Here is a 12,518-nt window from a genome sequence, read left to right as displayed (position 1 = left end):
AGTGGGGCGCGGGCGGGACCGGGGGAACGTGTCCCGCCCGCGCCAGTGCACGAGCCTCGGGGTACGGGGGGAACCCCGGCTCAGTGCGACGGCCGATGACCAGTCGGCTCACTCAGTACTGCGCCGCCGCGTCCAGAAACGTCACACCTTTCCGGATCCAATTTTCGGAAGTGACAAAGTCCCAGCTCAGAGGGCATCTTCCGGGTCGACGGGAGGTCGAGGTGAAGGCGCGGGCGCGGGGTGGGGCGGTCGTCGCCCGGGTGGCCGGCGTCGTGCCCGCCGCCGCTCTTGCCGTCTTCGCCCCCGCCCTCCCGGTCCCGGTGGTCGCGGGTGCGGCCGTCGGCCTCGGCGGCGGTGAACAGGGCCCGGCAGTAGACCTCGACGCGCGCCGGACCGCCCGCGAGGCCCTCCAGGGTCCGCCTGTTCCCGGCGGCCGGCTCCCGGCCTTCCCGCAGGTCGCGGCAGGCCGTGGCGGCGGCCCACCAGCGGGCGCCGGGGCGGCGCGAGGGCTCGCCGGAGGGCGGCCGGCCCGTGGCCCGGCCGGTACTGCCCGCCTCGTCGTCCGATGCGTCGGGTACCGGTGCGCGGGGGGTGACGTACGGGGTGCCGGAGATGCCCGGAGAGGGGAGGGGGGTCGCCGGGGCGCTGGGACTGGCCGGGGTCTCGACGGCGGAGACGGAGGCACCGGGGCGGGGGTCGTCGTACCGGAACGGGCCGGGCAGCACCCCGCTCCCCGCGGCCACCGCGACCCCGCCCAGCGTGCCGGCGGCCAGCGCGGCGGCGAGGCCGAACCGGACGGGCCGGCCCCAGCGGGAGCGGCGGTCACGGGGTGCGGGGGCGCCGATGCGGACGAGGCCCGCGTCGCCGTATCCGTGCGCACTGGTCTCGGGGACGGTGACCCGGGCGTTCCGGAAAGCGGCCAACGCCGCCTTCTCTCCCGGTAGTTCGCCGAGCGCGGGAGCACCCTGGGCGGCAAGGGCGCCCAGCAGCCCGGCCAGCCGGTCGGCGGGTACGCGCGCGTCGGCGTCGACGGCTTCCAACGGCTCACCGCGCAGCAGACGTTCCGACGTCTCACCGTCCAGCCATTTGTCGTGCTCGTCGGCCATCACATGTCCTTCTGCGTCCGCGTAGGCGTATGCGTCACACCCGCGGACCGCACCGCGCCACCGCGCGGTGTTCGCTGGGGCGGGAGCGCGTCGAGCCCTCCCGTCGATTCCGTCTCGGTGCCGAGGAGTTCGGCCAGCCGCTTCAGCCCCCGGTGCGCGGCGGTACGGACGGCGCCCGCGCGCTTGCCGAGCGTCTCGGCGGCCGTCTTGGCGTCCAGCCCGACCACCACGCGCAGCACGACGGCCTCGGCCTGGTCCTGCGGGAGACGGGCGATGAGGGAGAGGGTGCCGTCGGTGGACAGGGCCTCGATGGCCTCACCGGCGGTGTCCGACTCGGCTGCTCTGCCGGTCAGTTCGGTCTCGTCGCCGCCTATCAGGGGGCGGCGCCCGCGCATCCGTATGTGGTCCAGGGCGCGGTTGCGGGCTATCCGTGCGGCCCAGCCCCGGAACCGGTCGGCGTCCCCGCTGAACCGGTCGAGGTCGCGGGCGATCTGGAGCCACGCCTCGGACGTGACGTCCTCGGCCTCCAGGTCGCCGACCAGCGTGCGGGCATAGCCGAGCAGCCGTGGGTGCACCGCGCGGTACACCGTACGGAACGCGGTCTCGTCCCCCGCCTGAGCCGCACGCACCGCGGCCGTCAACTCCGCGTCGTCCCCCTGCACCGCACTCCCTTTACGCCCGTCACTCGGTCGGCGCGAAAGGCACGTTACGGCCTGAAACCGCTGCTCGTCCATGTCTGTGGAAGATGCAACTGACTCGTGACACGGCCCGGGTGTGACACATGACGCAGTCATGACGCAGAACAACATGACGGACCGCCCGCGGTCCGTACCACGCAACGGCCGGGGTCTCTCCTGTGGGGGGTGGCGGCCCCGGCCGTTGCCCTGGACGCCGGCCGGGCGCGGGCGGGCCCCTTGGAGGGCGCCGGTCCAGCGGTGCGGCCAACGGTTCGCCGCCCTCGACGGCTTCGCCCTGAGCCGGACTCGCCGGGTGGACCTCTTTCGAGCCCGTACAGCGGGCGCATACCGCCACCCTTCGCCCCGCGAGCGCTGACGTGCACCCCCACCGGCGCGCGCGTAGCGTGGCAGAAACGGGGGTGACGGGTCTTCCGGGGGGCGCGCGGCATCGTGCCCGCGTCGGCGCGGGGCGGGGCCGGGGGGACCACGCAGACGATCACCCGGAGGTTTCAGCCATGGGCACGGTGACCACGCCGGACGGCACCAGCATCTTCTACGTCGACTGGGGCCCCCGGGACGCCCGGCCGATCGTCTTCCACCACGGCTGGCCACTGAGCCACGAGGACTGGGACAACCAGTTGCTCTACTTCCTGGCCAGGGGCTATCGCGTCATCGCCCACGACCGCCGCGGTCACGGACGCTCCGGCCAGCCGTCGAACGGGCACGAGATGGACACCTACGCCGCCGACGTGGCCGCCCTGACCGACGCGCTGGACCTGAGGGACGCGGTGCACGTCGGGCACTCCACCGGAGGCGGCGAGGTGGTCCGCTACGTGGCGCGGGCCAGGCCGGGCCGGGTGTCCAAGGCGGTCATCTCCAACGCGGTGCCCCCGGTCATGGTCAAGAAGGACAGCAACCCCGAGGGCACCCCGATCGAGGCTTTCGACGAGCTGCGCGACGCGCTCGCCACCAACCGCGCACAGTTCTACATCGACGTCCCCGCGGGGCCGTTCTACGGCTTCAACCGGCCCGGCGCCGAGGTGTCGCAGGGACTCATCGACCGCTGGTGGTGGCAGGGGATGAGGGGTGCGGCGAACGCGCACTACGCATGCATCAAGGCGTTCTCCGAGACCGACTTCACCGAGGACCTCAAGAGCATCGACGTCCCGGTGCTCGTGCTGCACGGCACCGACGACCAGATCGTGCCCTACGAGGACTCCGCGCCGAAGTCCGCCGAGCTGCTGAAGAACGCGACGCTCAGGAGCTACGAGGGGTGGCCCCACGGAATGCTCTCGCTCCATCCGGACGTCCTCGACCCGGAGATCCACTCCTTCATCGAGGGCTGACCGCCCGCGCGACCGGCGTCCACCCCCACTCCCCGATCCTGGATGTAATGTAAGTTGTTACATCCAGCCGGGACCGATGCCGGCCCGCGGTGAATGGAGGATCCGGTGGGAAAGCTCGAAGGAAAGACGGCCGTCGTCACCGGCGGCAACAGTGGGATCGGCCTGGCCACCGCCAAGCGGTTCGCGGACGAGGGCGCGCACGTCTTCATCACCGGCCGCCGCCAGGAGGCGCTCGACGCGGCGGTGGCCGAGATCGGCAGGAACGTCACGGGGGTCCGGGGAGACGTCTCGGACCTGGACGACATCGACCGCCTGTACGAGGTGGTGGCGGAGAGCGGCCGCCGCATCGACGTGCTGTTCGCCAACGCGGGCGGCGGTGAGTTCGCCACCCTGGAGGACCTCACGGAGGAGCACTTCGACTCCACCTTCGGCATCAACGTCAAGGGCACGCTGTTCACGGTCCAGAAGGCGCTCCCGCTGCTGAACGACGGTGCCTCGGTGATCGTCACCGGAAGCACGGCGCGCGGCGAGGAGGCGTTCGGCGTCTACGCCGCCTCGAAGGCCGCCATCCGCTCCTTCTCCCGCACCTGGGCGAACGAACTGAGCGATCGCGCGATCCGCGTCAACACGCTGGCGCCGGGACCCACCGACACTCCGGGGATCGCGGGTCTCGCGCCCGACGCGGAGTCGGCCGCGAGGATGCGGGAGGGCTTCGTGAGCCAGGTTCCGCTGGGCCGTATGGGACGCCCGGAGGAGGTCGCGGACGTGGCGCTGTTCCTCGCCGGCGACCAGAGCACGTTCGTCACCGGTGTCGAACTCTTCGTCGACGGCGGTCAGCGGCAGGTGTGACGACGGGATCAGCCGTCGGCGCGTCGCTCCGCCCGCACGTCGCGAAGGACGTCCGCGATGGAGACGGTGGCGAGTTCGTCCCGCACCGCGTCGTCCAGGCGGGCGTACACCGAGTCGAGCACCGGCCTGATGCCGAAGCCGACGGGACACGCCTCGTTGGGCGGAGTGCGGTGCAGGGCGAACAGCCCGTTGCCCTCCACCGCGCCGTACACGTCCCGCAGCGTGATCGACTCGGGGTCCCGCGCCAGGGCCCATCCGGCTTTGGCGCCCCGCCTGCCGTGGACGATGCCGGCCTCGCGGAGTTCCATCAGGCAGCGGCGGATCACCACGGGGTTGGTGTTGACACTCTCGGCGATGCGCTGCGACGTCGCGACCGTCTCCTCGTCGAGCCGGTCCAGGGCCATCCACGTCAGCACGTGAACGGCGATGCTCATCCTGCTGTTGGCACTCATCAGCCCGGCCGGCCCTCCCTCAAGCGTAACCAGTGATGTTACACCGGCCGCCCGGGGTGTCGGGTCGCGAGGGCCTGACCCCGTCGCCTCCCCCGGCGCCCCACCCGGGCGGCACCGGGCAAGGGCACGGTGCGGCGAACGGCCGGCTCAGCAGCCCCCCGTCGCCGCCCGGTACAGCCCCCGCAGGGAGCCCTCGCCCGCGAAAGCCCGCCGCGCCTCCGACACCGGATCCCAGATTCGGCCGTCCCCTGTGCGGAGCCAGTGGGTGTCGGCCGTGGCACACCACTCTGCGCCCGTCTCGCGGGCGATCACCTCGCCCGCGTACGCCCCGAAGCCGCGCAGGACGTGGGCCACGGCCTCGTACGGGGGGTGGTCGTGGCGGAGTTCCTCGATGACGCGGTCCAGGCGCCACAGGCTCCGCACCGAGTAGTCGAGGCGGAGCCGGGCGCCCTCGCGCATGGTGGCGACCACGTCCGCGGCCCATCGCGCGGGGCGTGCCGCGGTGGAGGGGCGGTAGTCCGTCTGCGTTGTTGCGTACTGGGTAGTCACACAGGAGTCAGCGGTCCTGGACGGCCGTGCGTCACACGATTTCGGCGGCCTGTCGGCAACCGCCGCAGGACCGCCCCATCGCGCCGACAGGACGGACACAGAACCCACCCCGGTTCCGGGTTTAGGCCTGCGCCCGCGCCCGCCGCGACACCACCGCCCGCAGCACCCTGCGTCCCTCCCCCGACACGTCAAGCGCCCGCCGCAGCCCCTGCGGCCCGTGCTCGGCGAGGAGCTGGAGGACGACCGTCTGCCGTCCCAGCTCGGCGGCGACCAGCGGCAGCTCCTCGTCCACGCCGTCCCCGCCCGCCGGGTCCAGCAGCCGGTGCACCCGCAGCGAAGCCGACGAGCACGCCTGCGCCCACTCCCGGAGCGCCGCCCCGTCCCGCTCGGCCGGAGCCGACAGCAGCATCCCCCGCGCCGCCTCCGCCGCCTCGAACCCGGCACCGGCGGCGGGCTTCACCGCATCCAGCGCAGCCCGCACCCTCGCCAGGCTCCCGGACCAGTCGGAGCCGTCCACGAGATGCGCCCACAGCGGGCGCAGCAACTCGTCGTCGTCGACCAGCAGGGACACGCACCGATCCGAACAAGCCAGCCCGCTCGCCGCCAGACCGCGCGCGTCGGCCTGCGCGATCAGTTCCTCCAGGCTCATGGACGCCTCCCTCGCCTGGGCACCGCCTGTGCGGAGCCCGCATTTTCCCGTACTGCGTGCGACGGGCCCGGAGTGTCACAGTCACCGGTTTTCAGCCAAGCACGGCGGACGGCAGCGAAGGCCCCCGAAGGGCCCTCTCGTTCTGCATCCTCGTCAGCCGGAGGACCACCGCGGCGGCGAGCACGGCGGCGACGAGGTCGACGCCGTCGGCCACCGCGAGCATCCCCGCCCCGGACTCCACCCGCAGCAGCCGGTCGACGATCAGATCAACCACCCACGCCGTCCACCAGAGGTCGACCAGCCCGTGACCGCTCGGCCGCCCCTGCGGCGCGCTGGCGTCCCACGCGTCGAGGACGATCCGGCGCGGGAACCAGAGGTTCACGAACGGGACGAACCAGCCGACGATCGTCCACCACCGCGCCCTGCTCTGCGAACTGGCGTCGAGGACCTCGGCGTTGACCCGCACCCGCCACAGCCAGCACAGGTAAACGACCGCCGTGGCGAGCAGCAGGACCCCCTGCGCGACGGCGAGACCCGACCCCACCGGAGACGAGGGCTTCGCCAGGTCGGCCCATATCCCGACCGCGTCACCGGCGCCGACCAGGCCCAGCATCAGCACCGCCGCACGCCCGAGCCCGCCCGGCGAGCGCAGCGGCGGACCCGGCGGTACGAAGGGGACGGCCGGCGCGCAGCGGGCGCACCTCGTCTCCCCGGTGACGGCCTCGTTGCTGTGGCAGCTGGCGCAGATCATGAAGGTCTTCCCCCCGGTACGGCCAAGACGGTGTACGCGGCCCTCCCCAGAGCCGCGCACACACGAGCGAACACGGAAACATACGTGCTACGCCGACATTCCGTCCACTCACCCCAGCCGGTTCGCCAGCTCCTTGAACTGCGGCCAGGACAGAGGGGGTTGTCCCGGATCCCAGAGCTTCTGCACGGTGGCCCGCAGCGGCATCCGGATGCCGGACGCGACCTGGCCCTCGGTCTGGGCGTTGGGGAAGTCGCACCACACGGCGAAGGAACCGCCGAGGATCTGACCGTCGTACCGCGCCGGGACGGCACTCGTGCCCCGGATCACCCGCGGGGTCCACTCCTGGTAGATCCGCTGGCCGGTCGGGTAGACGAAGTCGTTCGGTTCACCGAGGACGTAGTACAGGTACTCGTCGTTGTAGTTGTAGACCTTGCGGCCCGCGCTCAGGTAGTCCGCGGGGGGCCGGGCGCCGATCTCCTTGCCGGTCCAGTAGGCGACCTGGATGTCCTTGGCGGGCTGGACCGTGGAGTCGCGCAGGAAGCCGTCGTTCCACGCCCGCATGGTGCGGTGGTGGGCCCGGACGGTGTCCGCGCGGCCGTTCAGCCAGCCGGTGGTGAGGTCGGCGACGTTGCCGTCGGCGCCGTAGGCGGCGCGCGCGGCGGCGGCGAGCTGCGGATAGGACGCCTCGGGGTCGGGCACGACCAGCGCCTGGTACTCGTCGCCGCCCAGGTTCCACTTGGTGCCCGGGAACAGGTCCGCGTACTCGTCGAGCAGATCGTCGACGATCTTCGCGGACTCCGGCTTGGAGATGTCGATCGCGCCGCGTGTCGCCTTGCCGTCCGCGTTGCGGAGCTGGAGATCGGGGTGTGCGGCGATGACGGCGCCCAGGTGCCCCGGCGAGTCGATCTCGGGCACGATCGCGATGTGCCGGGCGGCGGCCAGGCCGACGATCTTCTTGACCTGCGCCTTGGTGAGATGGTCCTTGGAGACGATCTCGGGGTGGCTGGTGGACTGGATGCGGAAGGCCTGGTCGTCCGAGAAGTGCAGCCCCAGCTCGTTGTACTTCAGATCGCCCAGCTCGCGTATCCGGTCCTCGATCCAGGTCTCCGAGAACGGCTTGCGCGCGATGTCGAGCATGAAGCCGCGCGCGGGCTTGGCGGGCTCGTCCTTGACGACGCCCTCCGGGGCGGTGCCGCCGCCGTGGACCTCCTGCTTGAGGGTCCGGGTCCCGTAGAACACGCCCGCGTCGGCGGGCCCCTCGATGTCCACCCTGCCGTCGCGCACGGTCATGGTGTACGACTCCGGGTTGCCGCTCCCGCTGAGGGCCAGACGGACGTCGCCGGCCCGGGAGTCGGTCTTCCGGCCGCCGTAGTCGAGGCCCAGCTCACCGGCCAGGAGCCTGCCCTCGTCTGCCAGTGCCGGGTCGGTGACCACCACGCGGCCGCCGTCCCGCGGCTGCCAGCCCGGCCCGCGGGCCGCGGTGTGCTCGCGCACCGCGGGGATGGTCCGCGGCGCCTTCGACATGGGGTACGAGCGGCTGGGCGACGGTGTCGGCGGGTCGGCCTGCCGGGAGGCGCCGACCGCGCCCGCGTCCGGGCCTCCACCGGAACCACCCCCTCCGGATGACGCCCACACCCCGACGCCCACCCCGGCCACCACGGTTCCGATGACCGCGGCGGCCATGATGGCCCGCTTCCGCTCGAGCTGCCGCGCCGGAGCACGGTGTCTGTGCTGGCTCACTCTCCCAACGTACGACCGATCCGCGGTTCACCCGTCACCGAGACGTTCCGAAACTCTCCCGTCCGAGTGAAATTCGGGCATCAGCCGGACACACAGTGACCACTCTCGATAACGTGTCGGCACATCCTTCACAGGTTCCCCCGTCGCCCCTTGCCGGCACGGCACGCCCTTGTCCCCCCTCCCACGAGGACCCACGCTGCCTGCGCACCGTTCGCCGTATCTCCCGACCCCGCTCGACGCCTTCAACCTGGCGCCGGCCGAGGAGGCCCGCGCGCTGCTCCTGCGCTGTCTTCGCAACGTCCGCTGGGCGCACCGGCTCGCCGAGCACCGCCCCTATCCCGACCTGGCCGCCCTGCTGGCAGCGGCGGACGAGGCGGCCTACGACCTGCGGGTAGTCGACCTGGCCGACGCCCTGGCGGGCGAGTCCCTGCCCGAGCTGCCCGAGGACACCTACTCGGCCGCCCACACGGCCCTGAGCGCGGCGCACGCCGCCTACGAGGCACGCTTCGGCCATGTCTTCGTGATCGCTCCGGGCGGCGCCTCCCCCGAGGAGACACTGGACCGGGTCCTGGAGGGCATCCGGTCACGATTGGCGAACGATCCCGAGGACGAACGGGTGATCGCCGCCGAGGAGCTTCGGGGCCTGGCCCGGCACCGGCTCACGGCCCATCTGGGCACTGCCGCCGCCCGTGCGACCAGCCACTACGCGCCACGGCCGGGCGTATAGCGGGACAAAGGGAACGGATGCGCAGGAGCCGGAACGCCACAAGCGGCGGGATCATCCGAAACAGGCCCCCCGTGAGCCGCGCCGCGCCTCATGGATACGATGTTGAGGGCCGGTGGACCGTACCCGGCCGGGCCCGACCGACAGCGAAGCCGGCGCGGCCCTAGTCCCCGCATCCGGAGGGTTCTTCCGTGCCGGCTGGAACGTTGTACCGCGGCCGGGAAGGTATGTGGTCCTGGGTGGCTCATCGAGTCACCGGCGTCCTCATCTTCTTCTTCCTGTTCGTTCACGTGCTCGACACCGCTCTCGTGCGTGTCTCCCCCGAGGACTACGACAAGGTCGTAGCCACGTACAAGACCCCGATCGTCGCGCTTCTGGAGTACGGCCTCGTGGCCGCCATCCTCTTCCACGCGCTCAACGGTCTGCGCGTCATCGCCGTCGACTTCTGGTCGAAGGGCCCGCGCTACCAGAAGCAGATGCTGTGGAGCGTCCTCGGCATCTGGATCGTCCTGATGGCCGGCGCCCTGTACCCGGTCCTCGGCCACGCCGCTCGTGTCCTGTTCGGGAGCTGACGCCGATGTCCACCTCTGAGATCAACCTGACGGGCTCCTCCGCGGACGCCGCCGAGGACGCCTACGCGCTCTCACTCGACGCCCCGCGCTCGCGCACCCGTACCAAGAAGACCCCGAAGTCCACGCGGGGCAACTTCGAGATGGCCGCCTGGCTCTTCATGCGCCTGTCCGGCATCGTCCTGGTCGTGCTGGTCCTCGGCCACCTGCTGATCCAGCTCGTCCTGGACGGCGGCGTCTCCAAGATCGGCTTCGCCTTCGTGGCCGGCCGCTGGGCGTCCCCGTTCTGGCAGGTCTGGGACCTGGCGATGCTGTGGCTGGCGATGCTGCACGGCGCCAACGGCCTGCGCACGGTCATCAACGACTACGCGGAGCGCGTGAACACCCGCCTGTGGCTCAAGGGCCTGCTCTACACGGCCACGGTGTTCACCATCCTGCTGGGCACGCTGGTGATCTTCACCTTCGACCCGAACATCCGCTAGGCACGGGGCTGCGAGAATCATGAAGATCCACAAGTACGACACCGTCATCGTCGGCGCCGGTGGCGCGGGCATGCGCGCGGCCATCGAGTCCACCAAGCGCAGCCGCACCGCCGTGCTGACCAAGCTCTACCCCACCCGCTCCCACACGGGCGCCGCGCAGGGCGGCATGGCCGCCGCGCTGGCCAACGTGGAGGAGGACAACTGGGAGTGGCACACCTTCGACACGGTCAAGGGCGGTGACTACCTGGTCGACCAGGACGCCGCCGAGATCCTGGCGAAGGAGGCCATCGACGCGGTCCTCGACCTGGAGAAGATGGGCCTGCCGTTCAACCGCACGCCGAACGGCACCATCGACCAGCGCCGCTTCGGCGGTCACTCCCGCAACCACGGCGAGGCGCCGGTCCGCCGCTCCTGCTACGCGGCCGACCGCACCGGCCACATGATCCTCCAGACGCTGTACCAGAACTGCGTCAAGGAGGGCGTGGAGTTCTTCAACGAGTTCTACGTGCTGGACCAGCTCATCACCGAGGTCGACGGCGTGAAGACGTCCTCCGGCGTGGTGGCGTACGAGCTGGCCACCGGCGAGATCCACGTCTTCCAGGCGAAGTCCGTGATCTACGCGTCCGGCGGCACCGGCAAGTTCTTCAAGGTGACGTCCAACGCGCACACCCTGACCGGTGACGGCCAGGCCGCGTGCTTCCGCCGGGGCATCCCGCTGGAGGACATGGAGTTCTTCCAGTTCCACCCGACCGGCATCTGGCGCATGGGCATCCTGCTGACGGAGGGCGCCCGCGGTGAGGGCGGCATCCTGCGCAACAAGGACGGCGAGCGCTTCATGGAGAAGTACGCGCCGGTCATGAAGGACCTCGCGTCCCGTGACGTCGTCTCGCGCTCGATCTACACCGAGATCCGCGAGGGCCGGGGCTGCGGTCCCGAGGGCGACCACGTCTACCTCGACCTCACCCACCTGCCGCCGGAGCAGCTCGACGCGAAGCTCCCGGACATCACCGAGTTCGCGCGCACCTACCTGGGTATCGAGCCGTACACGGACCCGATCCCGATCCAGCCCACCGCGCACTACGCGATGGGCGGCATCCCGACCAACGTCGAGGGTGAGGTCCTGTCGGACAACACCACCGTCGTGCCGGGTCTGTACGCGGCCGGCGAGGTCGCCTGTGTCTCCGTGCACGGCGCCAACCGCCTGGGCACCAACTCGCTGCTGGACATCAACGTGTTCGGCCGCCGCGCGGGCATCGCCGCCGCCGACTACGCCCACACCGTGGACTTCGTCGAGCTGCCGGAGAACCCGGCCGGCATGGTCGTCGCGCAGATCGAGCGGCTGCGGGACGCCACGGGCACCGAGCGGGTGGCCGACATCCGCCGGGAGCTGCAGGAGACCATGGACGCCAACGTGATGGTGTTCCGCACCGAGCAGACGATCAAGACGGCGGTCGAGAAGATCGCCGAGCTGCGCGAGCGGTACCTGAACGTATCGATCCAGGACAAGGGCAAGCGGTTCAACACCGACCTGCTGGAGGCCATCGAGCTGGGCAACCTGCTGGAGCTGGCCGAGGTCATGGCGGTCTCCGCGCTGGCCCGGAAGGAGTCCCGCGGCGGTCACTACCGCGAGGACTACCCGAACCGCGACGACGTCAACTTCATGCGTCACACGATGGCGTACCGCGAGGTGGGCGACGACGGCTCGGAGACCGTGCGTCTCGACTACAAGCCGGTCGTCCAGACCCGCTACCAGCCGATGGAGCGTAAGTACTGATGGCTACCCCTGTTCTGGACAAGACCGAGGCCGCGTCCGCCGCGTCCCCCTACATCACGGTCACCCTCCGCATCCGCCGGTTCAACCCGGAGGTCGCGGCGGAGCCCCACTGGGAAGACTTCCAGCTGGAGATGGACCCCAAGGAGCGCGTCCTCGACGGGCTCAACAAGATCAAGTGGGACCTCGACGGCACGCTGACCTTCCGGCGTTCCTGCGCCCACGGCATCTGCGGGTCCGACGCGATGCGGATCAACGGCAAGAACCGTCTGGCCTGCAAGACGCTGATCAAGGACGTCAACCCCGGGAAGCCGATCACGGTCGAGCCCATCAAGGGCCTGACCGCGCTCAAGGACCTCGTGGTCGACATGGAGCCGTTCTTCCAGGCCTACCGGGACGTCATGCCGTTCCTGGTCACCAACGACACCAACGAGCCGACCCGTGAACGGCTGCAGTCCGCCGAGGACCGCGAGCGGTTCGACGACACCACGAAGTGCATCCTGTGCGCCGCGTGCACCTCGTCGTGCCCGGTGTTCTGGAACGACGGCCAGTACTTCGGTCCGGCCGCGATCGTGAACGCCCACCGCTTCATCTTCGACTCGCGCGACGACGCCGGTGAGCAGCGCCTGGAGATCCTCAACGACCGCGACGGCGTGTGGCGCTGCCGCACGACCTTCAACTGCACGGATGCCTGCCCGCGCGGTATCGAGGTCACGAAGGCGATCCAGGAAGTGAAGCGCGCGCTGATCACCCGCCGCTTCTGAATCCACGCCGAAAGGGCCCCGTTCCGACTCCCGGAGCGGGGCCCTTCGCCGTCGGCGGACACGTCCGGGTGAAGGTGATCGATCGGGAC

General features: G+C 71.0%; 14 protein-coding genes. 7 read left to right on the top strand and 7 right to left on the bottom strand.

The genetic code is table 11. The annotated features are described in order from the left end of the window. Nucleotides 1–80 precede the first annotated feature (80 nt). Nucleotides 81–1,106 carry a hypothetical protein gene (locus ACWCV3_RS17480; protein ID WP_451224275.1) on the bottom strand — a complete coding sequence of 342 codons (1,026 nt, stop codon included), beginning with the start codon at nucleotides 1,104–1,106 and terminating at the stop codon, nucleotides 81–83. Continuing rightward, the gene (locus ACWCV3_RS17475) at nucleotides 1,106–1,768 is read right to left on the bottom strand and encodes an RNA polymerase sigma factor (RefSeq protein WP_451224272.1); all 663 of its coding nucleotides are present in this window, start codon (nucleotides 1,766–1,768) and stop codon (nucleotides 1,106–1,108) included. The genes ACWCV3_RS17480 and ACWCV3_RS17475 overlap by 1 nt, the downstream gene beginning before the upstream one ends. 530 nt (nucleotides 1,769–2,298) lie before the next feature. Here ACWCV3_RS17475 and ACWCV3_RS17470 point away from each other — a divergent pair. Then, nucleotides 2,299–3,129 (top strand): alpha/beta fold hydrolase, encoded by an 831-nt coding sequence (locus ACWCV3_RS17470; RefSeq protein WP_451224269.1) that lies wholly within the window; start codon nucleotides 2,299–2,301, stop codon nucleotides 3,127–3,129. Between the two features lie 105 nt (nucleotides 3,130–3,234). Continuing rightward, the gene (locus ACWCV3_RS17465; RefSeq protein WP_451224266.1) at nucleotides 3,235–3,978 is read left to right on the top strand and encodes an SDR family NAD(P)-dependent oxidoreductase; all 744 of its coding nucleotides are present in this window, start codon (nucleotides 3,235–3,237) and stop codon (nucleotides 3,976–3,978) included. An 8-nt stretch (nucleotides 3,979–3,986) separates the two neighbouring features. Here the strand turns inward: ACWCV3_RS17465 and ACWCV3_RS17460 are convergent, their stop codons facing one another. The 5 genes from ACWCV3_RS17460 to ACWCV3_RS17440 all read right to left on the bottom strand — a co-directional run bounded on the left by ACWCV3_RS17460 (nucleotide 3,987) and on the right by ACWCV3_RS17440 (nucleotide 8,062). Beyond that, entirely contained in the window at nucleotides 3,987–4,430 is a 444-nt protein-coding gene (locus ACWCV3_RS17460; protein ID WP_451224263.1) for an Rrf2 family transcriptional regulator, read from the bottom strand. Nucleotides 4,431–4,577: 147 nt separating this feature from the next. Further along, nucleotides 4,578–4,979, bottom strand: coding sequence for a hypothetical protein (locus ACWCV3_RS17455; protein WP_451224260.1), 402 nt, complete (start codon nucleotides 4,977–4,979; stop codon nucleotides 4,578–4,580). A gap of 121 nt (nucleotides 4,980–5,100) precedes the next feature. Beyond that, nucleotides 5,101–5,628: a hypothetical protein gene (locus ACWCV3_RS17450; protein WP_451224257.1), complete on the bottom strand. Its 528-nt coding sequence runs from the start codon at nucleotides 5,626–5,628 to the stop codon at nucleotides 5,101–5,103. A gap of 91 nt (nucleotides 5,629–5,719) precedes the next feature. Then, a complete protein-coding gene (locus tag ACWCV3_RS17445) occupies nucleotides 5,720–6,379 on the bottom strand; it encodes a DUF4328 domain-containing protein (RefSeq protein ID WP_451224255.1) in 660 nt (219 codons plus the stop codon). A gap of 108 nt (nucleotides 6,380–6,487) precedes the next feature. Continuing rightward, nucleotides 6,488–8,062 carry a beta-N-acetylhexosaminidase gene (locus ACWCV3_RS17440; protein WP_451224537.1) on the bottom strand — a complete coding sequence of 525 codons (1,575 nt, stop codon included), beginning with the start codon at nucleotides 8,060–8,062 and terminating at the stop codon, nucleotides 6,488–6,490. Nucleotides 8,063–8,288: 226 nt separating this feature from the next. On the opposite strand from ACWCV3_RS17440, the gene ACWCV3_RS17435 reads away from it, so the two are divergent. The 5 genes from ACWCV3_RS17435 (at nucleotide 8,289) to ACWCV3_RS17415 (ending at nucleotide 12,429) form a co-directional block, all read left to right on the top strand. Further along, entirely contained in the window at nucleotides 8,289–8,846 is a 558-nt protein-coding gene (locus ACWCV3_RS17435) for a 2-oxo-4-hydroxy-4-carboxy-5-ureidoimidazoline decarboxylase (protein WP_451224252.1), read from the top strand. 188 nt (nucleotides 8,847–9,034) lie between these two features. Further along, nucleotides 9,035–9,415: a succinate dehydrogenase, cytochrome b556 subunit gene (gene sdhC, locus ACWCV3_RS17430; protein WP_451224249.1), complete on the top strand. Its 381-nt coding sequence runs from the start codon at nucleotides 9,035–9,037 to the stop codon at nucleotides 9,413–9,415. A gap of 5 nt (nucleotides 9,416–9,420) precedes the next feature. Beyond that, nucleotides 9,421–9,894: a succinate dehydrogenase hydrophobic membrane anchor subunit gene (locus tag ACWCV3_RS17425; RefSeq protein ID WP_107483874.1), complete on the top strand. Its 474-nt coding sequence runs from the start codon at nucleotides 9,421–9,423 to the stop codon at nucleotides 9,892–9,894. Nucleotides 9,895–9,913: 19 nt separating this feature from the next. Further along, on the top strand, nucleotides 9,914–11,668 hold the full coding sequence (sdhA, locus tag ACWCV3_RS17420; RefSeq protein ID WP_135783790.1) for a succinate dehydrogenase flavoprotein subunit: 1,755 nt from the start codon (nucleotides 9,914–9,916) through the stop codon (nucleotides 11,666–11,668). Next, nucleotides 11,668–12,429, top strand: a complete 762-nt coding sequence (locus ACWCV3_RS17415) for a succinate dehydrogenase iron-sulfur subunit (RefSeq protein ID WP_451224246.1) — start codon at nucleotides 11,668–11,670, stop codon at nucleotides 12,427–12,429. Before sdhA ends, ACWCV3_RS17415 begins: the two co-directional genes overlap by 1 nt. The last annotated feature ends 89 nt before the right edge of the window (nucleotides 12,430–12,518 follow it).

The sequence above is a fragment of the Streptomyces sp. NPDC001781 genome, from assembly GCF_053596035.1.
The sequence above is the reverse complement of the archived record's forward strand: the minus strand, read 5'-3'. Positions and strand labels throughout refer to the sequence as shown.